The 25,027-nt window shown below is 26.4% G+C and carries 25 protein-coding genes and 3 tRNA genes; 14 read left to right on the forward strand and 14 right to left on the reverse strand.

The window, feature by feature from the left end; all coding sequences use genetic code 11:
• The first annotated feature begins 1 nt into the window (after nt 1).
• Nucleotides 2–88: transfer RNA gene (locus H0H51_RS00555), tRNA-Ser, on the forward strand.
• Nucleotides 89–111: 23 nt separating this feature from the next.
• Here H0H51_RS00555 and H0H51_RS00560 read toward each other — a convergent pair.
• The 3 genes from H0H51_RS00560 to rho all read right to left on the reverse strand — a co-directional run bounded on the left by H0H51_RS00560 (nt 112) and on the right by rho (nt 3,101).
• A complete protein-coding gene (locus H0H51_RS00560) occupies nt 112–1,209 on the reverse strand; it encodes a DNA recombination protein RmuC (protein ID WP_238784233.1) in 1,098 nt (365 codons plus the stop codon).
• Between the two features lie 117 nt (nt 1,210–1,326).
• Nucleotides 1,327–1,399 (reverse strand) — tRNA-Met (locus tag H0H51_RS00565).
• 115 nt (nt 1,400–1,514) lie between these two features.
• A complete protein-coding gene (rho, locus tag H0H51_RS00570; RefSeq protein WP_185876934.1) occupies nt 1,515–3,101 on the reverse strand; it encodes a transcription termination factor Rho in 1,587 nt (528 codons plus the stop codon).
• 169 nt (nt 3,102–3,270) lie between these two features.
• Between rho and H0H51_RS00575 the strand changes: the two genes are divergently transcribed.
• Nucleotides 3,271–3,666 (forward strand): DUF4293 family protein, encoded by a 396-nt coding sequence (locus H0H51_RS00575; RefSeq protein WP_185876935.1) that lies wholly within the window; start codon nt 3,271–3,273, stop codon nt 3,664–3,666.
• Nucleotides 3,667–3,713: 47 nt separating this feature from the next.
• Complete coding sequence (gene prfA, locus H0H51_RS00580; RefSeq protein WP_185876936.1) at nt 3,714–4,832, forward strand: peptide chain release factor 1; 1,119 nt, start codon at nt 3,714–3,716, stop codon at nt 4,830–4,832.
• Here prfA and accC read toward each other — a convergent pair.
• Genes accC through rpmF form a run of 3 tightly spaced genes read right to left on the reverse strand, consistent with a single transcriptional unit; the run spans nt 4,829 to nt 6,861 of the window.
• The gene (accC, locus tag H0H51_RS00585) at nt 4,829–6,172 is read right to left on the reverse strand and encodes an acetyl-CoA carboxylase biotin carboxylase subunit (RefSeq protein ID WP_185876937.1); all 1,344 of its coding nucleotides are present in this window, start codon (nt 6,170–6,172) and stop codon (nt 4,829–4,831) included. The genes prfA and accC overlap by 4 nt on opposite strands.
• 5 nt (nt 6,173–6,177) lie before the next feature.
• Entirely contained in the window at nt 6,178–6,651 is a 474-nt protein-coding gene (gene accB, locus H0H51_RS00590; RefSeq protein WP_185876938.1) for an acetyl-CoA carboxylase biotin carboxyl carrier protein, read from the reverse strand.
• Between the two features lie 18 nt (nt 6,652–6,669).
• On the reverse strand, nt 6,670–6,861 hold the full coding sequence (gene rpmF, locus H0H51_RS00595) for a 50S ribosomal protein L32 (RefSeq protein WP_185876939.1): 192 nt from the start codon (nt 6,859–6,861) through the stop codon (nt 6,670–6,672).
• 81 nt (nt 6,862–6,942) lie between these two features.
• On the opposite strand from rpmF, the gene proS reads away from it, so the two are divergent.
• Nucleotides 6,943–8,415, forward strand: coding sequence for a proline--tRNA ligase (gene proS / locus H0H51_RS00600; protein ID WP_185876940.1), 1,473 nt, complete (start codon nt 6,943–6,945; stop codon nt 8,413–8,415).
• On the opposite strand, the gene H0H51_RS00605 is transcribed toward proS, so the two are convergent.
• Nucleotides 8,416–9,363, reverse strand: a complete 948-nt coding sequence (locus tag H0H51_RS00605; protein ID WP_185876941.1) for a dihydroorotate oxidase — start codon at nt 9,361–9,363, stop codon at nt 8,416–8,418.
• A 63-nt stretch (nt 9,364–9,426) separates the two neighbouring features.
• On the opposite strand from H0H51_RS00605, the gene pyrF reads away from it, so the two are divergent.
• Together pyrF and H0H51_RS00615 are read left to right on the forward strand one after the other, a co-directional pair.
• Complete coding sequence (pyrF, locus tag H0H51_RS00610) at nt 9,427–10,788, forward strand: orotidine-5'-phosphate decarboxylase (RefSeq protein ID WP_185876942.1); 1,362 nt, start codon at nt 9,427–9,429, stop codon at nt 10,786–10,788.
• A 205-nt stretch (nt 10,789–10,993) separates the two neighbouring features.
• Nucleotides 10,994–11,569, forward strand: a complete 576-nt coding sequence (locus H0H51_RS00615) for a MarC family protein (RefSeq protein ID WP_185876943.1) — start codon at nt 10,994–10,996, stop codon at nt 11,567–11,569.
• On the opposite strand, the gene H0H51_RS03060 is transcribed toward H0H51_RS00615, so the two are convergent.
• Genes H0H51_RS03060 through fbp form a run of 3 tightly spaced genes read right to left on the reverse strand, consistent with a single transcriptional unit; the run spans nt 11,560 to nt 12,979 of the window.
• Entirely contained in the window at nt 11,560–11,733 is a 174-nt protein-coding gene (locus tag H0H51_RS03060; RefSeq protein WP_394798405.1) for a hypothetical protein, read from the reverse strand. The genes H0H51_RS00615 and H0H51_RS03060 overlap by 10 nt on opposite strands.
• 8 nt (nt 11,734–11,741) lie before the next feature.
• A complete protein-coding gene (locus tag H0H51_RS00625; protein ID WP_185876944.1) occupies nt 11,742–11,930 on the reverse strand; it encodes a hypothetical protein in 189 nt (62 codons plus the stop codon).
• A gap of 35 nt (nt 11,931–11,965) precedes the next feature.
• A complete protein-coding gene (gene fbp, locus H0H51_RS00630; RefSeq protein ID WP_185876945.1) occupies nt 11,966–12,979 on the reverse strand; it encodes a class 1 fructose-bisphosphatase in 1,014 nt (337 codons plus the stop codon).
• Between the two features lie 170 nt (nt 12,980–13,149).
• Here fbp and H0H51_RS00635 point away from each other — a divergent pair, with 170 nt between their 5' ends.
• The gene (locus tag H0H51_RS00635; RefSeq protein WP_185876946.1) at nt 13,150–13,902 is read left to right on the forward strand and encodes a lysophospholipid acyltransferase family protein; all 753 of its coding nucleotides are present in this window, start codon (nt 13,150–13,152) and stop codon (nt 13,900–13,902) included.
• 25 nt (nt 13,903–13,927) lie between these two features.
• Nucleotides 13,928–14,422, forward strand: a complete 495-nt coding sequence (locus H0H51_RS00640; protein ID WP_185876947.1) for a ribonuclease HI — start codon at nt 13,928–13,930, stop codon at nt 14,420–14,422.
• Here H0H51_RS00640 and H0H51_RS00645 read toward each other — a convergent pair.
• The gene (locus H0H51_RS00645; RefSeq protein WP_185876948.1) at nt 14,416–15,204 is read right to left on the reverse strand and encodes a TrmH family RNA methyltransferase; all 789 of its coding nucleotides are present in this window, start codon (nt 15,202–15,204) and stop codon (nt 14,416–14,418) included. The two genes, H0H51_RS00640 and H0H51_RS00645, sit on opposite strands and share 7 nt — an antisense overlap.
• A gap of 131 nt (nt 15,205–15,335) precedes the next feature.
• Between H0H51_RS00645 and H0H51_RS00650 the strand changes: the two genes are divergently transcribed.
• Both H0H51_RS00650 and H0H51_RS00655 read left to right on the forward strand, forming a co-directional pair.
• Nucleotides 15,336–15,689: a deaminase gene (locus H0H51_RS00650; protein ID WP_238784240.1), complete on the forward strand. Its 354-nt coding sequence runs from the start codon at nt 15,336–15,338 to the stop codon at nt 15,687–15,689.
• A tRNA-Leu gene (locus H0H51_RS00655) sits at nt 15,643–15,723 on the forward strand. Before H0H51_RS00650 ends, H0H51_RS00655 begins: the two co-directional genes overlap by 47 nt.
• A gap of 48 nt (nt 15,724–15,771) precedes the next feature.
• Here H0H51_RS00655 and ureC read toward each other — a convergent pair.
• Entirely contained in the window at nt 15,772–17,472 is a 1,701-nt protein-coding gene (ureC, locus tag H0H51_RS00660) for an urease subunit alpha (RefSeq protein ID WP_185876949.1), read from the reverse strand.
• Nucleotides 17,469–18,101, reverse strand: coding sequence for an urease subunit gamma (locus tag H0H51_RS00665; RefSeq protein WP_185876950.1), 633 nt, complete (start codon nt 18,099–18,101; stop codon nt 17,469–17,471). The genes ureC and H0H51_RS00665 overlap by 4 nt, the downstream gene beginning before the upstream one ends.
• 370 nt (nt 18,102–18,471) lie before the next feature.
• On the opposite strand from H0H51_RS00665, the gene thrA reads away from it, so the two are divergent.
• From thrA to thrC, 3 genes are read left to right on the forward strand one after another with little or no spacing between them, the layout of a single operon-like run.
• The gene (gene thrA / locus H0H51_RS00670; protein ID WP_185876951.1) at nt 18,472–20,922 is read left to right on the forward strand and encodes a bifunctional aspartate kinase/homoserine dehydrogenase I; all 2,451 of its coding nucleotides are present in this window, start codon (nt 18,472–18,474) and stop codon (nt 20,920–20,922) included.
• Nucleotides 20,923–20,926: 4 nt separating this feature from the next.
• Complete coding sequence (locus H0H51_RS00675; protein WP_185876952.1) at nt 20,927–21,871, forward strand: homoserine kinase; 945 nt, start codon at nt 20,927–20,929, stop codon at nt 21,869–21,871.
• Nucleotides 21,872–21,877: 6 nt separating this feature from the next.
• Nucleotides 21,878–23,206, forward strand: coding sequence for a threonine synthase (thrC, locus tag H0H51_RS00680; protein WP_185876953.1), 1,329 nt, complete (start codon nt 21,878–21,880; stop codon nt 23,204–23,206).
• Between the two features lie 4 nt (nt 23,207–23,210).
• On the opposite strand, the gene H0H51_RS00685 is transcribed toward thrC, so the two are convergent.
• Complete coding sequence (locus H0H51_RS00685) at nt 23,211–24,005, reverse strand: thymidylate synthase (RefSeq protein ID WP_185876954.1); 795 nt, start codon at nt 24,003–24,005, stop codon at nt 23,211–23,213.
• 81 nt (nt 24,006–24,086) lie between these two features.
• Between H0H51_RS00685 and H0H51_RS00690 the strand changes: the two genes are divergently transcribed.
• A complete protein-coding gene (locus H0H51_RS00690) occupies nt 24,087–25,025 on the forward strand; it encodes a ribose-phosphate diphosphokinase (protein WP_185876955.1) in 939 nt (312 codons plus the stop codon).
• The last annotated feature ends 2 nt before the right edge of the window (nt 25,026–25,027 follow it).

The raw sequence follows: 25,027 nt of genomic DNA on the forward strand, positions 1-25,027 counted from the left end.
AGGAGAGATGGCCGAGAGGATTAAGGCGCACGTCTGGAAAGCGTGTTCACTAAATAAAGTGACAAGGGTTCGAATCCCTTTCTCTCCGTTTTCTTTAAAAAAAATTCTAGTTTAAGATTCTATATCCTTTAACTTTTTTTCAATTAAATTGCTTCTAACACCTAATAATTTGTCTATATCTTCTGATGCACCTTGAAGTTTATCTTGAGCTTGATGAAGCAAAATTCCAAATTTTTTAAATTCCTGTTTTACAATCTCTAAAGTTTTCCAAACCTCAGAAGTTCTTTTTTGAATAGCTAAAGTTCTAAACCCTATTTGCAAACTATTTAATACAGCTGCTAATGTAGAGGGGCCCGTTATAACGATTTTATGTTTTCTTAGAAGTTCTTCCAATAACGAAGAATTCCTTGCTATTTCGGCATATATTCCTTCAAAAGGAAGAAAAATAATAGCAAAATCAGTAGTATTAGGAGGATCTATGTATTTATCTTTAATATCTCGTGACATTTTTTTTAGTACAGATTCCATATTTTTTATAGCTATCTCTATACCTTTTTTTTCTCCTTTATGATATGCTTTTTGAACCTTTTCATAAGTTTCTTTTGGAAATTTAACATCAATAGGCAACCATACAATATTTCCATCTCCAATCCCTGGAAGTTTTATTGCAAATTCTACTACAAAATTCGTATTGGATTTTGTAACAACATTAGAAGCATATTGTTCTGGAGATAAAATTTGTTGCAAAAGCATTGAAAGCTGCATTTCACTAAAACTTCCACATATTTTCACATGATTTAAAGTCCTTTTTAAGGAACCTACATCTCTTGCTAGAATCTTCATTTCTCCCAAACCTTTTTGTAAAAAAAGTAGTTGATTTCCAATTATTTCAAATGATTTTTCAAGATGAATATTTAAAGAAGTCTGGAGTTTTTCATTAATATTATATTTTATTTCTTCAATTTTTTTTTCTAAAAATTTAAATAGTTTTTCTTGTTCATTGCAAATGAAATCCAATTTTTTAGATTGGTAATCAACAATGTAAAATTGAATTTTTTTATCAATATAATCTTGAGAATCTTTTATAGACCGTGATAGTATACTTTTGATTCCTGTTAAAGAATTGTCCAAATCTATTTTACCATATTGATACAATTTTTGAATTTCATTTTTCTGATCTTTAAATTCTTTTCTAAAAAATAATTCCAATTTTCTAAAAAAATATATACATGAAAATATAAAAGCAACAAGGAAACAAAAACAAATGAAAAGATAATACATGGAAGAAATTATTGATTTTGGGAAAGAAGAAAGAAAAAACAATAATAGCGGGAATAGGACTCGAACCTATGACCTTCGGGTTATGAGCCCGACGAGCTACCAACTGCTCCATCCCGCGTTTATATGGTAAAATCAACAATATAACGTTTTTCATCTAAAAAATCAAATATTAATCAATACACATATAAAAATTGAATATTAATCAACTATTTTTTTAGTTTAAATTTATTTATCTATCCATTCATTGATACTAAAAATTCTTCATTATTTTGAGTTCTAGACATCCTAGATCTTAAAAATTCCATAGCTTCCACTGGATTCATGTCAGAAAGATGTTTTCTTAAAATCCACATTCTTTGTAATGTATTTTGGTCTAATAAAAGATCGTCTTTTCTTGTGCTAGAAGAAACTAAATCAATAGCTGGATAAATTCGTCTGTTAGCTATTTTCCTATCTAATTGAAGTTCTTTATTTCCTGTTCCCTTAAATTCTTCAAAAATAACTTCATCCATTTTTGATCCAGTATCAATCATAGCTGTAGCAATAATTGATAAAGATCCTCCATTTTCTATATTTCTAGCAGCTCCAAAAAATCTTTTAGGTCTATGTAATGCATTTGCATCTACCCCTCCTGATAATACTTTTCCAGATGCAGGAGCTACAGTGTTATAGGCACGGGCTAAACGTGTGATAGAGTCCAATAATATAATTACATCATGAGAACATTCAACCATTCTTTTTGCTTTTTGCAATACAATATTAGCTACTTTTACATGCCTATCTGCTGGTTCATCGAAAGTAGATGCAATAACTTCTCCTTTTACATTTCTTTGCATATCTGTAACTTCTTCTGGACGTTCATCAATTAATAAAATAATTAAATAAACTTCAGGATGATTGGCAGCAATAGCGTTTGCTATTTCTTTTAATAAAGTAGTTTTTCCTGTTTTAGGAGGAGCGACTATCATTCCTCTTTGCCCTTTTCCTATAGGTGTAAAAAGATCCACTATTCTAGTGGATAACGTTGCGTTTTTTTCGGCTAATTTAAATTTTTCGTTTGGAAATAATGGAGTTAAATGTTCAAATGAATCTCTTCCTCTAACAAAAGAAGGGGATCTTCCATTAACTTCAAGAATTTTAATTAACGGAAAATACTTTTCTCCGTCTTTAGGAGGACGAACTTCTCCTCTTATCGTATCTCCTGTCTTCATCCCGAAAAGTCTAATTTGAGATTGAGAAACATAAATATCATCAGGTGATGATAAATAATTAAAATCAGAAGATCTTAAAAATCCATAATTTTCTGGCATAATTTCCAATACACCTTCACTGATTATAATTCCTTCGAATTCATATTCAGGAGTACGATACTTATTAGAAGAAATTTTTTGAGGAATTACTCCACTACCAACGCCCACGTTACCATGACGATGTGTTGATAAATTGGATTCAGATCTGTCATTTTTTTTCCAATTAGTAAAATTTTTATATTTTTTTTGAAATTTTGTATTATCTGATAAATTAGAATTAGAATTTTTTGAATGTTCTTGAAAGACTAATTTTTTTTTCCCATTGTTATTTTTCTTTTCTAAAAACGAATTTTTTAATTCTGATTTTTTTCTAATTTTAAATCCTTTTTTTAAATAATTTTCTTTCCTAAAAGAGGAATTTTGAGAAACATTTTTATTATTAACAGTAGATATAATTTTCTCTAGGAGTTCATTTTTTCGTAATTGTGTACACTTTTTCAATCCTGAAGAACGAGCAATCTCCTGTAACTCAAAAAGCTTCTTACTTTTTAACTCAGTAATATCAAACATAAAGTAATTGGGTTAAATTTATATAATTATGTAATTTGCTTAGTAAACAATATACTTTTATTAGTATATATTAGTATAATTTATGATTAGAGATAAATACAATTATACAGAAAATAAATTTGAACTTATAAAATAACAAATTATATAAATTTAATAAATTACATGTTATATGTTATATAGAATACAAACATTATATCTATTTATTTCCGTTTTAATTTATTCAATTTATTTATATTATTTTCATTTCACTACAATTAATACAATTAATTATTCAATAATTTTTGTTATTTTATCTTTAATTTTATCTATTTTAAGTCTTCTTTTTTTCAAGAAGAAAAAAATTCAAATATTCATTAATAAAATAAATTTACTTGTAACTAACATTAATTTAATTCTCATTTTTTATCAATTATTTTTCCAATTAAATCAATTTAATTCTATTCAAAAAAAGCCTTTTTTTATATTATTATTTATTTGTATTTGTAACATATTAGTTTTATATACAGCTAATAAAAAAATAAAAGAAGATATCATGTTAATTGATTCCATAAATAGAATACGATAAATTTCTATCGTTTCATGAAACAATCTGGAACTTAAAATTTATTAAAAATGAAAAGATCTCCATTAGTTGAAAAATTTGAAGAATTTAAAAAAAAATTTCATGAAATTTCAAAATCTATTATTCAACCTAATATTATATCTAATAGGAAAAAATATAAAATATTATTAAATCAATACATTAAATTAGAAGAAATAGTTTTTTTATACGAGAAATACAACAAAAATATTCTTTTACTTCAAGAAGTAAATTATATACTGAAAAATGATTCAGATACAGAATTAAAAGAATTAGCTCTTTTAGAAAAAGAGAAAATTTTAGAAACACTTTCTTCTATCGAAAAAAAATCTTACAGTTTTTTATTTTCATTATCTGATGATGGAATGAAAGAGGAAACAAAAAAAGAAGATCAAAGAAATGCTATTGTTGAACTACGTTCTGGTACAGGAGGAAATGAAGCTTGTCTTTTTGTAGAAGATATATTAAGAATGTATGTAATGTATTTTAGAAAATTAAATTGGAAATATAAAATTATACATGCTCAAAAAGGAGGAATAAAAGGATTTAAAGAAATAGTTTTAGATGTTAATAATGAAAAAGGAGGTGTCTATGGAAATTTAAAATTTGAATCTGGGGTACATAGAGTTCAAAGAATCCCAAAAACAGAATCTCAAGGAAGAGTACATACATCTGCTATAACAGTCGCTGTATTTCCCCAAATAAAAGAGGTAGAAGTAAAAATTAATTTTTCTGATATAAAAAAGGATACTTTTAGATCTAGTGGATCCGGAGGACAACATGTTAATAAAACAGAATCTGCTGTACGTTTAACTCATAAACCAAGTAAAATAACAGTAGAATGCCAAGAAGAACGGTCGCAACATAAAAATTTTGAAAAAGCTATGAGTATTTTACGTTCAAAAATTTATCAAATTGAGAAAGAAAAAAAATTAAAGAAAATTTCTTTAAAAAGAAAATCTTTAGTTTCTACAGGAGATCGATCTGTAAAAATACGAACTTATAATTATCCAAGAAATAGAGTAACGGATCACAGAATTAATAAATCTATTTATAATCTTACAGGATTTATGAATGGAGATATTCATGAAATAATTAATCTTTTAAAAGATTTAGAAAAAAAAACGGGATTATCTGATAACATAAGTTAAAAATTTTTTTTTTCTAAAAAATTAGTGTTATAATTTCCTTTTAAAAAATCATTATTTTTCATAATTTTCCTATGAAAAGGAATAGTAGTTTTAATTCCTTCTATTACAAATTCTTCTAAAGAACGACGCATTTTTTCAATGGTTGATTTTCTATCTCTTGCTGTAGTAATAACTTTGGCAATCATTGAGTCATAATAATGTGTAACAAAATATCCTGCATAAATATGTGTATCAACGCGGACTCCCTTACCACCTGGTAAATGCATTTGGGTTATTTTTCCAGGAATTGGTTTAAAATGATGATATGGTTCTTCTGCATTAATTCTACATTCTATCGAATACATTTTTGGATAAAAATTTTTTTTTCTAGAAATTTTTTTCCCATAAGCTAAAAATATTTGTTCTTGAATTAAATCTACTCCAGTAACTTCTTCGGTTATAGGATGTTCTACTTGTATTCTCGGATTCATTTCCATGAAAAAAAAATTTTTGTTTTGGTCTACCAAAAATTCTATAGTTCCTATTCCTTCATAATGAAGAAATTCAACCGCTTTTACTGCTTCATCTCCCATTTTTTTTCTAAGAGATGAATTTAAAAATGGAGATGGTGTTTCCTCTATTAATTTTTGATTTCTTCTTTGAATAGAACAATCTCTTTCGGATAAATGATATGCTCCTCCATATTTATCTCCTAGAATTTGGATTTCTATATGTCTTGGATTTAAGATTAATTTTTCTATATACATATCTTTTTTTCCAAAACATAACCAAGCCTCTTTTTTAGCTTCTTCCCAAGAGTTTTTAAGGCTTTTTTTATCAAAAACAGATCTAATTCCTTTTCCCCCTCCTCCAGATACAGCTTTTATAATGATAGGATATCCTATTTTATCTGCAACGTATTCTATCTCTCTATATGAAGAAGCATTTGAAAAACAACTAGATCCAGGTAAACAAGAAATTCCAGCTTTTTCCATTGTTTTTTTTGCCGAAATTTTGTTTCCCATCTGAATCATATGACTTGGCCTTGCACCTATAAATTTAATCCCATGTTTATGACACATAGATGAAAAATATGCGTTTTCAGATAAAAATCCATATCCAGGGTGAATAGCATCTGCATTAGTAATTTCTGCTGCAGCAATTAAGTTTGGAATATTTAAATATGATTGATATGAAGGAGGAGGCCCTATACATACAGCTTCATCTGCAAAATAAACATGAAGACTATATTTATCTACTGTAGAATAAACAGCAACCGTTTTAATTCCCATTTCTTTAGCTGTTCGTATAATTCTTAATGCAATTTCTCCACGATTAGCTATTAATATTTTTTTAAACATATAAATTAGTAATTTGGATCTAAAAGAAATAGGGGTTGATCATAATCAACTGGAGTAGAATCTTCTACAAGAATCTTAATTAATTTTCCATTAATTTCTGATTCAATATCATTAAATAATTTCATTGTTTCTATCACACAAACTTTTGTTCCTATTTTTATTTTATCTCCTATTTTAACAAACGGTTCTTGATCTGGATGAGGTTTTCTATAAAATGTTCCGATCATAGGAGATTTTATTGTTAAGTATTGGACGTTATTATTTTTACTTTCTTTTTCTTTTTTATTAGAAAATCTATCAGGAATATCAGAAATAAAAGAGGATTTTTTAGGATAATTACATAAATTTTTATCGTTTTTTTTTATTAAAAATTGTTTATTTTTTATGTAAATCTTGATGTTTCCTATTTTAATACTTATTTCACTAATATTTGATTCTGAAACGAATTTAATGATTGACTTAATTTTCTTTAAATCCATAATAATAAATAAGGATCTTTATTCTTCTTTATTTTTACTATATATAATTTTCCCTCTATAATAAAGTTTTTTTCCATGCCAATAAGCGTGATGATATACATGTTTTTGATTTGTTATAGGACATTCAGTTAATAAAGGTTCTCTAATTTTTAAATGATTTCTTCTTTTATTTTTTCTAGATTTGGATTGTCTTCTTTTAGGATGTGCCATAAAATTAGTTTTTTCACTAATAATTTTTAGAATAAAATTAAATGTTTTAATATAAAAAAAATAATTTTCATATATTGTATTATGACAAACCAATTAACTAAACGAAGTCAGGATTATTCTAAATGGTATAATGAAATAGTTATCAAATCTGGTCTAGCAGAATTTTCTGGAATACGTGGATTTATGATTATAAAGCCATATGGTTATTCTTTATGGGAAATAATGAAAGAAAAGCTAGACCAAATGTTAAAAAAATCGGGGCATGAAAACGTTTATTTTCCTTTATTAATTCCTAAATCTATTTTTTCAAAAGAAAAAAAACATACAAAAATTCTTTCCGAAGGATGTGCTGTAGTTACACATTATAAATTAATAAAAAATAAAAAGAAAGAATTTATTATTGATAAAGAATCAAGATTAGAAGAAGAATTAGTAATTAGACCAACATCCGAAAGTATTATATGGAAAACTTATAAAAATTGGATTCAATCTTATAGAGATCTACCCATTTTGTTAAACCAATGGGGAAATGTATTAAGATGGGAAATGCGTACACGTTTGTTTTTAAGAACAAATGAATTCTTATGGCAAGAAGGACATACTGCCCATTCTACACAAGAAGAAGCTATAGAAGAGGCAGAAAAAATATTAAATATTTATACTAATTTTTCTGAGAAAATATTGGGAATACCTGTACTACAGGGAATTAAACCCCACACAGATAAATTTTATGGATCGGAAAAAACATATTGTATAGAAGCTATTATGCAAGATGGAAAATCCTTACAAATTGGAACTTCGCATTTTTTAGGACAGAATTTTTCCAAGGCTTTTGATGTTCAATTTACCAATAAAAATGGAAAAAAGGAATATGTTTGGTCAACTTCTTGGGGAGTTTCTACTAGATTAATAGGAGGATTAATTATGACTCATTCTGATGATAAAGGTTTAATCTTACCTCCAAAAGTAGCTCCAATACAAATTGTTATTATTCCCATATATCAAAATAAAGAAAAATTTGATATCATAGATGATATGGTTAAAAAAATCGTCAAAATTTTCGAAAAAGAAAAAATACGGGTAAAATACGATAATATAAAAACACTTACTCCTGGATGGAAGTTTCATGAATATGAAATGAAAGGTGTTCCTATACGGATCAATATAGGAGAGGATGAAGTTGAAAATAAAAAAGTAGAAGTGTTTAGGAGAGATACACGTGAAAAAATGTATCTATCTTGGATAGATTTAAAAAGTTCAATTATTGAATTACTTGATAATATACAAAAAAATATTTATAAAAAAGCGTTAGATAGAACTCAAAAATTTCTGATTAAATCGGATTCTTATCAAGATTTTAAAAAAATTATAAATAATCATGGAGGATTTGTTCTTGCACATTGGGATGGAACAAAAAATACGGTAAAAAAAATTCAAGAAGAAACAGAAGCTACTATACGTTGTATTCCATTTGCTTTTGAAAGAGAAAAAGGAAAATGTATTTATTCCGGAAAACCTTCTTTTCAAAGAGTGATTTTTTCCAAATCTTATTAATTAAAATTTTTTAAAAATTTTTAATTTTCCTTGAAAATTTCTAATGGATGAATAATTTTTCTCCCGTAAGAGAAGAATTAATTCTTTTCTTAATCTATCAAAAACTGAAACTCCTTCTTTTATTAATTGTGTCCCAATTTGAACTGCCGAAGCTCCACATAATATGTGTTCAAAAACATCTTTTCCAGAAGAAATCCCCCCACATCCTATAATAGAAATATCTCTTCTTAGAAAAGAATAAAATTTACGAATATTGGCTAATGCGAATGGTTTTATAACAGCTCCTCCTATTCCTCCAAATCCATTATTTGGTTGTATTACCGTAGTTTCATTATTTGTGTCAACAAAAATTCCATTAGGTAAACTATTGATACAAGTAATAAAAGTAATAGGAAATTCATTCAAAATCAATGATATATTTTCTACACTTTTTTCCTTAAAAAAAGGAGGAAGTTTGATTCCTAAAGGTTTCTTATTAAACTTAAATATTTTTCCCAAAAAATTAGAAATCTTACATAAATCATTTCCTAAAATTTCTTCTTTAATATTTGGACAAGACAAATTCAATTCTATAGCTGAAATTTTTTTTGATAGATTAGCTTTTTTAATAAGAAAAAAATTTTCTTCCATCGATAATCCGGATACAGAAAGAAAAATAGGTTTTTTTATTTCTTGATTTTCTAAAAATTTTAAATAAAAATCTATTCCTAAATTCGGTAATCCCATGGAATTAATACTCCCCATTTTCCACTCAAAATATCTTGGTTTTTTATTTCCATTTCTAAAATTTCTTGTACAACTTTTTGTAACAACAGCTCCTGAAGAACTTTTCAAAAGATTATTTAATTCCTTATCTGTAGTACAAATAGCTCCTGAAGCGTTCATAATACATAATGAAAGATAAATTTCATTTATACAAGAAGAAATATCTATTTTTTTCATAATCACACATATTAATTATAACAACATCCAAAGTATAAATTTTTTAACTTTATTAAAACAGTTTTTTCTATGAAAGAAAAAGAACAATTCTTTTTGAAAATCTACAATTTAGGAATTATAAAATTTGGAAAATTTACTTTAAAAAGCGGTATGAATTCCCCTATATACATAGATTTTCGTCCAATAGCTTCTAGACCTGACTTATTAATAAAATTATCAGACTTACTACTTAGTGAAGTATTATCTGATGATAAAATTGAATTAATTTGTGGGGTTCCTTATGCTGCTTTACCTATAGCTACTGCTTTATCTTTAAGATCAAATATTCCTTTGATTATTAAAAGAAAAGAAAACAAAGGTTACGGAACCAAAAGAATGATTGAAGGAATTTATAAAAAAGGACAAAATTGTCTTCTTATAGAAGATGTGATTACAAGTGGATATAGTTTATTAAAAACTGCAATAGATTTAGAGAAAGAAGGACTGATCATAAAAGACATCATGTCTATTCTTGATAGAGAACAAGGGGGAACAGACAATATAAAAAAAAGAGGATATAATATACAAACTTTATTTCGTATAAGAGATGTTTTAAGCATGTTAGAAAGTAAAAATTTTTTAAAAAAAAAAGAAATACATATGATTCAATTTTTTTTGAAAAAAAATAAAGAAAATATTCACAATAAACGTCTTTCTTATGAAGAAAAGAAAAAAATAATTTCTCATCCTATAGGAAAAAAACTTATCGATATTACATTAAAGAAAAAAACCAATTTAATAGTTTCAGCTGATTTAGTATACTCTAAAAATATATTAAAACTAGTCAATTTAATTGGAGATATAATTTGTGGATTAAAACTTCATGTAGATATTATTAACGATTTTTCATCTTCATTTATAAATTCTCTTAAAAGAATTGCTATAGAAAAACAATTTTTATTATTTGAAGATAGGAAATTATGTGACGTAAGAAATACTAATTATCTACAATTACATTATGGAATATATAAAATTTCTTCCTGGGCTGATATTGTTACTGTACATGTACTTTCTGGAAGTGAAAGTATACAGAACTTAGATATTCCATCTAGAATGGGATTAATTACAATATCTGAAATGTCTTCTTGCGGAAGGTTATCTGATGATGATTATGTAAGAAAAGCGTTGAATATTTCTTTAAAAAATCCAAAAATTATTGGAACTGTTGCACAAAGAAAAGTAGATGATAGATTATTATTATTTACACCAGGAATTCATTTTTCTAAAACAAAAAAATTTGGAAATACTTATATTCATCCAAATCAAGCTTTTGAAAAAAATGGAAGTGATTTCATTATTGTAGGAAAAGCTATTTATCAATCTAAAAATCCAAAGACAGTAGCAGAAGAATATAGAAATGCAGGATGGAAAGCATATGAGAATAAACTTTGAATAAAAATAAAAATTTTATCGATTCTTAAAAAGAATTAATGATAATGATTACATTTTTTTATTTAATTTGTGTATGTTATTAAACATTAATATTTTGTTTTCATTAAAATAACAATAAAAAACTTGCTGAAAATAGTATATTCTAAAAATTAGAACTCGTAATTTCGTAAAAAAAGTAAAAATTCTTTAAGAATCAATTTTGAATATGGAATGGATAAACTCATTAATCAGTTGTTTTATGATACTTTTCAGTATTATAGATATATTAGGAAATGCTCCTATTATTATGGGGTTCAAATCAAAAGGAAATATAATAGATACTAAGAAAGTTATAATTACCTCTCTTATTATATTCTTATCTTTCCTATTTTTGGGACAACCTATGTTAAAAATCATTGGAGTAGATGTTCACTCTTTTTCTGTAGCCGGATCTATAGTTCTATTTCTAATTGGTTTAGAAATGATATTAGGAGTAGACTTTCATAAGGTTACGGAAAATGCTCAAACTTCCATTGTTCCAATAGCTTTTCCTCTAATAGCTGGACCTGGATCTTTAACTACCTTAATTTCACTAAGGACAACTTATGATGTAAAAATCATTCTTTTATCCTTAATACTCAATATGATAGTTGTCTATTTTGTAATAGATAGGTGTGATTTTATAGCTGAAAAAATAGGAAATAGTGGATTAGATATTCTTAAAAAAATATTTGGAATTGTTTTAATAGCTTTTGCTGTTAAAATTTTTGGAGCAAATGCAGGACAATTATTTCAATCATAATATTCATAATATTTTTTTATTTTATAAAAAATTTTTATTATAGATTGATTTATATCCTGAAAATTAGGTAAATAAAAATCGTCATAAATGAAAATTATATAATAATTTTTTTGATCAATTTTTTTTCCTAAAATATATTTATTTAATGAAAAACTAACTCTCAATAAACGTTTTATTCTATTACGATGGACTGATTTTCTAAATCTTTTTTTTTTACCAAAGTTCCAACTAGGTTTATAAATGATTCTTTTGAAGAATTCATTTTATCAAGTAAGAAAACACAACGGATAGGTTTTATTAATAGATAATTTCCAGTTTTTATAATTATTTCAAATTTTTTTTTCTTTTTTATTTTCACCATTATAATTATGTATTAAAACCTGTTATTTGTTTATTTTATACAGAATTTTTCATAAATTCTTCTAATTTAGACACTATATCAATAGGTCCACATACAAATGGAGTCCTTTGATGCAATTTTTTTGGTTTTATATCCAGAATTCTTCTTCTTCCATCAGAGGCTATCCCTCCGGCTTGTTCTGCTAAAAAAGCCATAGGATTACACTCATAAAGTAATCTTAATTTTCCTTTTGGATGATAAGCTGTTTTAGGATATATATATATACCTCCTTGAATTAAATTTCTATGAAAATCCCCTACTAAAGATCCAATATATCTTGCTGTATATGAGTAATTTCCTTTCTTTTTCTGACAATATTTTATAAATTTTTTAATTCCATCAGGAAATTTTTCATAATTTCCTTCATTAATAGAATAAATTTGCTCTCTTTTATTTTTAGGAAAACTAAGATTATAATGAGATAAATAAAAAGTTCCAACTGAAGGATCTAAAGTAAATCCATGCACACCATTTCCAGTGCTGTATACTAATATAGTAGAAGATCCATAAATAATATATCCTGCAAGTATTTGATGATTTCCTTTTTGTAAGAAGTCTGTTACATCGATTTGATGAGTAGATTTTCTTAAATAAACTGAAAATATAGTTCCAATAGATACATTAACATCTATGTTAGATGATCCATCAAGTGGATCTATTAAAACTATGTATTGATTTTTCAGTAGATCTTCTTTTTTATTTTTTTTATTATTTATAATTATATAATCTTTACTTTCTTCAGAAGCTATTCCACAAACTATATTTCTATTCTTAAAAGACTCAATAAAAGTTCTATGAGCAAAATCATCTAATTTTTTTTGTTTTTCTCCTTGGATATTAGTTATTCCAGAGCTTCCTATAATTTTTTTGGTTAATCCAGCTTTATTAACTTCTTTGTGAATGGCTTTAGAAGCTAATTTTATGGAACTAAACAATCGCAATAACGCCTCAATCGAATGAGTCGAAAAAGAATCTCTATTTTCTATAATAAATTCTCCTAATGTATACATGTATTAAGGAAATACAATACTTTTTTATAAAGATCAGATTTTTTTTAAGAAAAAGAATAAATAATATAAAAAATATTACTTACAATAAAATAATAAATTTTAAATCAAGTTTTCATTCAATTTATTAATAATTGTTTTATTTTTATTTAATTTATTATTGTCTAATAAACATGAGAATTTTACAAATACTATTTGTATTATTATGGCGTTTATGGTTTTTTATTATCAATTTATTTTTAATACCAATATGGGCAGGAGCCTCAATACCATTTCTTTTTAAAGACAAACATTATCCAATTGCATATTGGTTTCATCAAATGTGGGCTAGAAGTAATTTATTTTTAATGGGATTTTGGTATGTTTTAGAGAAAGATCAAGAAATTTTAGAAAAAGATAAACAATATATGATTATTAGTAATCATTCTTCTATAATGGATGTTATGTTAATTTATTCTTTAATGAAAAATCATCCTTTAGTTTTTGTAGGAAAAGCGGAATTAGCTAAACTTCCATTTTTTGGTTTTGTTTATAAAAGAAGTAATATTCTCATAGATAGGAAAAATTTGTTTAGTTGTATGCAAGTATTTAAAAAAGTACAAGATCAAGTAGATTCTGGAAAAAGTATTTGCATTTTTCCAGAAGGAGGAGTTCCTAAACAATCTATTTTTTTGGATAATTTTAAAAATGGAGCTTTTTTTATTGCTATAATTAAAAATATATCTATAATCCCATTTACCATAGCTGATATAAAAACAAAATTTCCTAGTTTTTATATCCTGAAAGGAAAACCAGGAAAAATAAGAATAAAACAACATCATTCGATTTCTACTAAAAATTTATCTTTAAAAGATAAAGATAATCTGAAAAAAAAATGTTTTAATTTAATAAAATCTCAATTAGAGAAATTTGAACGTGAAAAATAATAATTAAAAATTTTAATATGTACCAGTGAACAAAAAAATATATATATACACTGATGGTTCTTCAAAAGGAAATCCAGGTCCAGGAGGATATGGAATTTTTATAGAAACAATTATCGGAAACTCTTATAAAAAAAAAATTCTTTCCGAAGGATTTCGTTACACAACTAATAATCGAATGGAATTATTAGCAGTTATTATAGGATTAGAAGAAATAGAAAAAATAAAACAAAATATTATTGTTTTTACTGATTCTAAATATATAATAAATCCAATTCAAAAAAATTGGATTTATAAATGGGAAAAAAATAATTTTTTTAGCAAAAAAAATATAGATTTATGGAAAAGATTTTTATATATATTTCAAAAACAATTTATTATTTTTCAATGGATAAAATCTCATAATAATCATTATGTTAATGATTATTGTGATAGATTATCTGTTGAAGCTTCTAAAAGTAATACTCTTAAAATAGATCATATTTACGAAAGGTATTATAATAGAAATAAATTAATTCAATAATTTTTTTGCCTAATAATTTCATATATAATTATAGTCATAGCATGACTAACATTTAACGAATCTACTTTTCCAAACATAGGAATAGTTATAATTTTTTTAGATCTTTCCAACCAAAAATCAGAAATTCCTTTATTTTCTGATCCAAAAACAATAGCTAGTTTTGAATATTTTAGTTGAGTTTTATATAAATTTTTTGCATTTTTATGATTATAAAATCCTGTAGATACAATTTTTACTTCATTTTTTTTTAACCAAAAAAAAACTGATTCCATTTTTTCTATAAAAATTTTTCTTGTAAAAATACTTCCCAGACTACATCGAATAACATTAGGGTTATAAATATGAGTTTTCATATTACATAATATAACAAAATGGATTCCTGCAGCATCAGCTATTCTTAGCATAGAACCTATATTACCAGGTTTCTCAATTCCATCTAATATAAGTATTAAAGAATTATTAATTATTTTCTCGTATCTTAATTGGTTTTTAATTTTTTTTTCTCTGAATAAAGCTATAATTCCACCTGAATTTTCTCTGTATGCTAATTTTTTAAATATCATTAAACTAATAAAAAAAGTAATAGAATAATATGTTTTAATCATATTGTAGTTATGAAATATATTTTCGCATATAAATATTTTTCTTGGAAAAAAATTGCCTTTTATAGCCATTTTGAATTCTTTTACACCTTCAACGATAAATTCATTTGCATAATTTTTTTTGTTAATTCTTATTAAATTCTTAATTTTTGTATTTTGTAAACTATATATTTTTCTCATTTTTTATAATTATTAATCTATGAAACTTTTAAAAAAAATAGATATAGGATATATGAAATTAGCTATTAAACAATCTAAATTATCTTTTTGTAAAAAAAAAAGTAGGAGCTTTAATTGTTAATAATAATCGAATATTATCTTATGGATATAATAAAACACCAAATGGTTTTAATGAAGTATGCGAGGAAAAAAATGGAGAAACTAAATGGTATGTGATACATGCAGAAGAAAATGCAATATTAAAACTTTCGTTATCACCTTTATCTTGTAAAGGTAGCTCTATATATATTACGCATTTTCCATGTCAAAGATGTTGTAAATTAATTTACCAATCTGGAATTAGACGAGTTGTATATCTACAAGAGTCTATGAAAATTGAGAAAGAATTAATTTTTTTCAAAAAATTAAGAATAAAAATAGAAAAACTAAATATAATAAACCCAGATGGCGAAATTGGTATACGCGCTGGATTCAAAATCCAGTGATTACATCATGCGGGTTCGAATCCCGCTCTGGGTACTTATTTAAGTAATACTACTACTTTAAAGAAAAAAAACTGTATTTTTCTTAGAATAAAAAATATCTTTGAGAAAGAGGTAAAATATTAGAAGGATTAGAAATGATCTTTTCTCCATTTATATAAACATTATAAGTTTTCGGATCCACTTCCAAATTTGGGGTTTCTCCATTTAATATCATATTTTTTTTAGACAGATTGCGACATCCCTTTACTATTTTTATTTGTTTTTTTATTTCATTTTTTTCAAAAAATCCATTATTGATAGAAGATAAAGAAACAAAAATGCTGCTTAATTTTGGTTCAAAATATCCAAACATTTTTCGATACATGAAAGGTTGAGGTGTAGGAATAGTAGCATTAGGATCACCCATACTAGCATACACAATCATCCCACTTTTTATAACCAGTTCTGGTTTAACTCCAAAAAAAGATGGTTTCCATAATACTAAATCAGCCATTTTACCAATACTAATAGATCCTACATATTCTGATATACCATGAACAATAGAAGGATTTATAGTATATTTAGATATATATCTTTTTATTCTAAAATTATCATTTTCTTGATTTCTAAGATTTCCTCTCTCTTTTTTCATTTTATCTGCCGTTTGCCAAGTTCGTTTCACTATTTCTCCTATTCTACCCATAGCTTGTGAATCGGAACTGGTCATGCTAATAGCTCCCATATCATGTAAAATTCCTTCTGCACTGATAGTTTCAGATCTAATACGAGATTTAGCAAAAGAAATATCTTCTGGTAAAGAAGAATCTAAATGATGGCAAATCATTAACATATCTAAATGTTCGTCAATAGTATTACAAGTATAAGGCATGGTAGGACTTGTAGATGAGGGTAAAACATTAGGAAATGTTATAACTTTTAATAAATCAGGAGAATGTCCCCCTCCAGCTCCTTCTGTATGATAGGTATGAATAGTTCTATTCTTAAATGTTTTCAACGTATCTTCAATATATCCTGATTCATTCAATGAATCGGTATGAATATTTACTTGTACGTCTAATTTCTCAGCAACATCCAAACATTGATCTATAACATAAGGAGTACTTCCCCAATCTTCGTGGATTTTAAGACCTCCTGCTCCTGCTTCTATTTGTTCGATTAAAGCTTTAGAATTAGAACTATTTCCACTAGCAAGAAATATAAAGTTAATAGGAACATGATCTGTACTTTTTAACATTCTTTGAATGTTCCATACACCAGAAGTGCAATTTGTAGCGATAGTTCCAGTGGCAGGACCTGAACCTCCTCCAATAATAGTGGTCGTTCCATTTTCTAATGCAACTTCGAATAATTGAGGACATATATAATGTACATGACTATCTACGCTTCCAGCGGTTATGATCAAATTTTCTGAAGAAATAACTTCTGTCCCCACTCCAATATACATATTCTCAGTAACACCATCCATAAAGTATGGATTTCCCGCTTTTCCTATTCCAACTATAATTCCATTTTTAATTCCAATATCTGCTTTTATAATTCCCCAATAATCAATAATAATTGCATTGGTTAATACTAAATCTAAAACACCTTCATTTCTTGTAGCATATGGATGTTGCCCCATTCCATCTCTAATAACTTTACCTCCTCCAAAAACGCATTCATCTCCATAAATAGTATAATCTTTTTCTATTTCAATCCATAACGATGTATCTCCTAAACGAATTCTATCTCCTTTTGTAGGACCATACATATTTGCATAAGATTCCCTGTCTATTTTTTTCATATTGTTGTATTTTCTTTTCCTGAAAATCCATAAATTTTTTTCATTCCTCCTATCTCTACCAATAAAATTTCTTTAGTTTCACCAGGTTCAAAACGAATAGATCTCCCAGAAGGTATATCCAGTCTATATCCTTTAGTTCCCTCTCTATCAAAAGTAAGAGAAGAATTCACTTCATAAAAATGAAAATGAGATCCTACTTGAATAGGACGACTTCCAGTATTAGACACTATTCTTTTTATTCGAGGTCTTCCAGATAATAAAATTATATCCTCTTCAAGAAGATTATATTGTCCTGGTATTGTTTTAGAAGTTATTTCTTTATTTTTCTTTTTTATAGGATTATGTACAGTAACCAATTTTGTTCCATCAGGAAAAGTTGCTTCTATTTGAACATTATTAAGCAATTCATATACTCCATCCATAACTTGTTCATTGTTTAAAATATTACCGGCTTCATACATAAGTTCTTTTACCGTTTTTCCATCACGAGCTCCTTCCATAACATAATGAGTAATTAAAGCTAAAGATTCTGGATAATTTAATTTTAATCCTCTTTTTAAACGTTTTTTTGCCAATTCTCCAGCCATATGCAGAAGAATTTTTTCCTTTTCATAAGAAGTTAAATGCATATACTTTCTTTAAGTTTTTTTTCATATAACATACAAAACATAATACATAATATCCTTGGTAAAAAACACTAATCTTATAAGCATTAAAGTTATGAAATATTATAATAATTTTTTACTTTTGCCTTTTTTACTTTCACCCTAATATTCAGTTTAATTTTAATAGAACTTATGAAGAAATATCATAAATGATTTTTTTCATAAGTTACTTTTTATACATAAATTTTATAATTATCATACTGATTTTAAAGGAGTTATATAACCTTACAAATAAGGATATAGGGATAAGATATAAAATTTAGTCTCTACAAATTATCATTATTTTTGTTATCGTTTTTAAATGGGAGAATTGTTTTAAACAAATAATTAAGAAATGCAAGTTTTAAAATTTGGAGGAAGTTCCGTGGCTCATTCTGACGCGATCAAACGTATTTGTTATTTATTAGAAAAGAAGCCAAAAGGAAGATATGCAATTGTTGTATCTGCACTAGGAAATATTACTGATCAATTAATCCAATGTGGAGAATTAGCTTCCGAAAGAAGAAATTTATATAAAAAAATATTAGAAGAAATAGAAATCCGACATCTAAAAATTATCAGAGAATTATTTCCAATTACTTATCAAAGTCATTTAATGAGTTGGATTAAAAAAAATATAAATGATTTAGAAAATTTATGTGATGGAATTTTTCAAGTAGAAGAACTTTCAAAACGTTCTTTAGATAAAATAATGAGTTTTGGAGAATTAAGTTCCTCATTTCTTATTGCGGAAAAACTAAAGCAATTTGGATTAGATGCAATTAGTAAGGATAGTCGTGATTTAATAATAACTGATTCTCAATTTGGATGTGCACAAGTAGATTTTATCAAAAGTAATAACCACATAATTAAATTTTTTAAAGAAAAAAAGTCAGAATATATTGTTTTACCAGGTTTTATAGGTTCTACGTTAGAAAATGAAACTACCACTCTTGGAAGAGGAGGATCTGATTATACTGCATCTATTTTAGCTGCAGCTATGTCAGCTAGTTTACTTGAAATATGGACTGATGTAAGTGGAATGATGACTGCTAATCCAAAAATTGTTAATCAAGCTTTTCCTATAAAAAAAATTTCTTATGAAGAAGCAATGGAATTGTCGCATTTTGGAGCAAAAGTGATTTATCCTCCAACAATACAACCTGCAATGAAAAAGCATATTCCTATACAAATTAAAAATACTTTTTCTCCTTTAGATCCTGGAACTTTAATTTATATTAGTAAGAAAACAAAAAATATTAGTCAACCCGTTACGGGAATATCTGGAATACAAAATACAGCTTTACTCACTCTAGAAGGAAGTGGAATGGTTGGAATCCCTGGATATTCAAAGCGATTGTTTGAAGCATTATCACGTGAAAAAATAAATGTCATATTCATAACTCAAAGTTCATCAGAACATTCTATTACCACGGGGATTCATGAAATGGACGTGATTAAGGCAAAAACTGTAATAGATAGTGAATTTTCTCAAGAAATACATCAAAAACGTATTGATCCATTAAGAATAGAAAAAAACCTCTGCATTATTGCTGTTGTTGGAGATAACATGAAAAATCTTCATGGAACTAGTGGAAAAATGTTTTCTTCTTTAGGAAGAAATAGTATTAATGTTAGAGCTATAGCACAAGGTTCCACTGAAAAAAATATATCAGCTGTTATTAAAAAACATGATTTCAAAAAAGCATTGAATACTTTACATGAAGTTTTTTTTGAAAGTCCTCCGAAACAAATAAATCTTTTTATTTGTGGAGTAGGAAAAGTAGGTAGCAAATTACTTGAACAAATTCACCAACAAAAAAATTATTTGTTAAAAGAATTAAAACTTCAAGTTAGAGTAATAGGATTATCTAATAGTAAAAAAATGTATTTCAATAATTGTGGAATAAATTTAAATCATTGGAAAGAAAACTTGAATCAACATGGTCATAAAATGACTATATATTTTTTTATGGAAAAGGTATGGAAATTTAATTTAAGAAATAGTTTATTTGTTGATAACACTGCTAGTGAAGAAATGGCAATGACCTATGATAAATTTTTAAAAAATGGAATTGGTGTTATAACCTGTAATAAAATAGCTTGTTCTTCTGATTATAATCATTACAAAAAATTAAAAACGCTTTCTAGACATTTTAAAGCTCCATTTTTATTTGAAACTAATGTAGGAGCTAGTCTTCCCGTTATTAGTACACTAAATGACCTTATCAATAGTGGAGATAAAATTAATAAAATAGAAGCTGTTTTGTCAGGAAGTCTGAATTTCATTTTCAATCATTTTATAGGGAAAAAATCTTTTTTGGATGTTGTTAAAGAAGCACAACTTAAAGGATATACAGAACCTGATCCTCGCATCGACTTAAGTGGATTAGATGTTATGAGAAAGATATTAATTTTAGCTAGAGAATGTGGTTCTCCATTAGAATTAAGTGATATTCATCAAAAATCCTTTCTTCCTGATAATTGTTCAGACTCTACTTCAGTAGATTCTTTTTATCAGAAATTAGATAAATACAAAGATTATTTTTTTAAAATGAGAAAAAAAGTAGAAAAAGATAATAAACGTTTGCGTTTTATTGCTCGTTACAAAAATGGAATAGCTTCTGTAGGATTAGAATCAATTAACCAAAACCATCCATTTTTTCAATTAGAAGGAAAAGACAATATGGTTTTATATAATACTTCTCGCTATTATGAACAACCTCTTATTATAAAAGGAGCAGGAGCTGGAGCAGAAGTTACTGCATCCGGAGTTTTTTCTGATATTATTAAAGCTACTAAATAAAACCATGAATAGTATTAAAATATTTTCACCGGCTACTGTTGCTAATCTAGTTTGTGGTTTTGATGTAATTGGATTGGCTTTAGATTTTCCAAAAGATGAAATTTTTTTATCTAAATCTAATAGACCTGGAATACGAATTAACAAAATTTATGGAACATCATTACCTAATGATCCAAAGAAAAATGTAGTATTCAATGCTTTGCAATCCTTGTTAAGGAAATATCAACAAAAAAAAGAAAAGAATAATATAGGATTTGAAATAGAATTAATTAAAAATATCCATCCTGGAAGTGGAATAGGATCTAGTGCTGCTAGTTCCGCTGGGGTGGTTTATGGAGCTAATGTTTTACTGGGAAACCCCTTTAATACTATGCAATTAATTCGTTTTGCTATGGAGGGAGAACGTGTTGCTAGTGGAACCGCTCACGCTGATAATGTAGCTCCTGCTATTATGGGAGGAATGACATTAGTTAGAAGTTATAAACCTTTAGATATTACTAAACTACATACTCCAAAAGAATTATGGGTGAGTATTATACATCCACAAATTGAAATTAAAACATCAGATGCAAGAGAAATTTTAAAAAAAAAAATATTAATGACAGATGCTATTCAACAATGGGGTAATATAGGTGCACTAGTTGCAGGATTATATCAAGAAAATTATAGATTAATAAGCAGATCTTTAGAAGATGTCATAGTAGAACCTATACGAGCAGTGTTAATTCCTGCTTTTTATGAACTAAAAATTAAATGTAAAGAAATAGGAGCTCTAGGAGGAGGTATTTCAGGTTCAGGTCCTTCTGTTTTCATGTTAAGTAGAGGAACATATGTTGCCCAAAAAGTAACTGAAATGATGAATCGTATTTATTCAACACTGAAAGTTGATTATAAAACTTATACCTCTCCTATAAATCAACAAGGAGTTAAATGGTCTGAAATAGAATAAAATAATATGTTGTACCATAGTTTAAAAAATAAAAAAAAATTAGTTTCATTTGAAGATGCTGTTTTAAGAGGATTATCACCAGATGGTGGATTATATGTACCTAAATATATTCCTAAATTAGAATCCCAGTTTATTCATAATATTTCCAATTATGATATTTATACAATAGCAATGACTATTATAAAACCTTATATTGGGAAATCTATATCGGAAGAATTTCTTTATGAAATTATTCATGATACTTTAAATTTTCCTTTTCCATTGAAAAAAATTCATGACAATATTCATGTATTAGAACTTTTTCATGGACCTACTTTAGCTTTTAAAGATGTAGGAGCTCAATTTATGGCAGGATGTTTAAGCTTTTTTTCCAAAAAAAAAGAAAGAACTGTAACAGTTTTAGTAGCTACTTCTGGAGATACTGGTGGAGCTGTTGCTAAAGGATTTCATAAAAAACCTGGGATAGAAGTAATTATTTTATATCCACATAATGGAATTAGTTCTTTACAAGAAGAACAAATCACTTGTTTAGGAGATAATATATTTTCCGTAGAAATCAATGGAAATTTTGATGATTGTCAAAAAATAGTGAAAAAATCTTTTTTGGATAAAGAAATAAAAGAAAAATATATATTAACTTCTGCTAATTCCATTAATATAGCTAGATGGCTTTCTCAAATGTTTTATTATTTCTTGTCTTATAAACAAATTAAAATTTCAAATAATTTAAAAAAATTAATTTTTTCAGTTCCTAGCGGAAATTTTGGAAATGTTTGTGCAGGAATAATGGCCGAGAAAATGGGATTACCAATAAATCTTTTTATTGCCTCAACAAATATTAATGATACTATTCCTAGATTTTTAAAATCTGAAAAATATCATCCACTACCAGTGAAAAAAACTATATCAAATGCAATGGATATATCTGATCCAAGCAATTTTTCTAGAATATGGCATTTATACAAAAAAAATATTTTTCAATTAAAAGAAAAACTTTTGTCCTATAAATTTACAGATGAGGAAACTATAGAGGCCATAAACATGGTATGGGAAAAGTACAAGTACATGTTAGATCCACATGGAGCAATTGGATATTTAGGAATTAGAAAATTTTTTCAAAAAACTAAAAATAATTCATCATCGGCTCCCATAGCTGTTTTCTTAGAAACTGCTCATCCAATTAAATTTATAAATAAAATTCCTTTTTCTTTAAGAAAAGAAATTTTATTTCCTAAAAAATTAAAAACATTTTCGAATTTAGCAGAAAAAAAAGAAAAAATATTTTTGTCCAATAAATTTAAAATTTTTAAAAGTTGGTTATTAGAAAGAAAATAAAAATTTAAATAGCAACATCTCCTTTAATATGAGGAAAAGGATTGTAATCTTTTAATTGAAAATCTTCAAAAGAAAATTCAAAAATGTTTTTTACTAATGGATTCAAAATTATTTTTGGAAGAGGTCTTGGGGTTCTTTCCATTTGTAATTTTATTTGTTTAATATGATTATTATAAACATGAGCATCACCAATAGTATGGATTAATTCTTTTTCTTTTAAATTAAGAGTTTTAGCTAGCATAATAAGTAACAACGCATAAGAAGCTATATTAAAAGGTAATCCTAAGAAAATATCTGCACTTCTTTGATAAAGTGAAAGAGATAATTTTTTTTTAGATATATAAAATTGAAATAACAAATGACAGGGAGGAATAGACATTTTTTGAATCATTCCTACATTCCAAGAAGAAACAATTAAACGTCTTGAATAGGGATTCAATTTCATTTCTTCTATAACATTAGTTATTTGATCAATAAAAGATCCATTATATGTTGGCCATTTTCTCCATTGAAATCCATATATTGGACCTAATTCTCCATTTTTATCCGCCCATTCATTCCATATAGTAACTTTATTATCCTTTAAATATTGAATATTTGTATCTCCTTTTAAAAACCATAAAAGCTCGTAAATAATAGATCGGACATTTAATTTTTTTGTAGTTAAAAGAGGAAATCCTTTCTCTAAATTAAACCTCATCTGATATCCGAATATACTAATTGTACCTATTCCAGTACGATCTTTTCTTTTGATTCCATTTTTTAGAACTTTTTTCAATAGGTTTAAATATTGTTTCATTTAGAAAATATGATATAAGTGAAATATTTATTTTTTCATTAATTTAATTTAAAAGTATTTTTGCATATAAAAAATATAACTATGAATCAAAAGGTTCTCTTCTTTTCTACAAGAAGTGGGTTAAAACTATCAGAAGATATAGCTTCTTTTTATGGAACTTTTCTTGGAAAAGTTCGATTTTTAGAATTTAGTGATGGAGAATATACTCCTCGTTTTGAACAATCTGTTCGTGGATCTAAAGTTTTTTTAATTGGATCTACCTTTCCTCCAGTAGATAATTTAATGGAATTATTATTAATGTGTGATGCTGCTCGTAGAGCTTCCGCTTACAATATAACACTTGTTATTCCATATTTCGGATGGGCTAGACAAGATCACAAAGATCAACCAAGAACCCCTATTGCTGCAAAACTTATAGCAAACTTGATGGTAGCTGCAGGGGCGACTAGAGTTATGACCATGGATTTACATGCAGACCAAATTCAGGGATTTTTTGATATACCTGTAGATCATTTATATGCATCTAGGATATTTATTGATTATATTAATAAATTAAATATAGATCAGTTAACTATTGCTTCTCCAGATATGGGAGGAGCTAAAAGAGCTAGAAGCTATGCTGGTTACCTAGGTACAGATGTTGTCATCTGTTATAAAGAAAGAAAAAAAGCAAATGAAATTGAATTTATAAATCTCATAGGTAGTGTCAAAGAAAAAAATATTATACTTATAGACGATATGGTAGATACTGGGGGGACCTTAACAGAAGCAGCTAATTTGATAAAAAAACAAGGAGCTAAAAGTGTTCGTGCTATTGCTACCCATCCAGTTTTATCAGGAAATTCATATGAAAAAATAAATAATTCTGCACTTGAAGAATTAGTAGTTACAGATACTATTCCAGTAAATAAAATTAAATCAAGCAAAAAAATAAAAGTTTTATCTTGTGCTTCTCTTTTTGCTGAAGTAATGCTATCAGTTCATAATGATGAATCTATAAGTAATAAATTTATAGTTTAATT

Origin of the sequence: Blattabacterium cuenoti, assembly GCF_014251995.1 — a bacterium.
Taxonomy (GTDB): domain Bacteria; phylum Bacteroidota; class Bacteroidia; order Flavobacteriales; family Blattabacteriaceae; genus Blattabacterium; species Blattabacterium cuenoti_AE.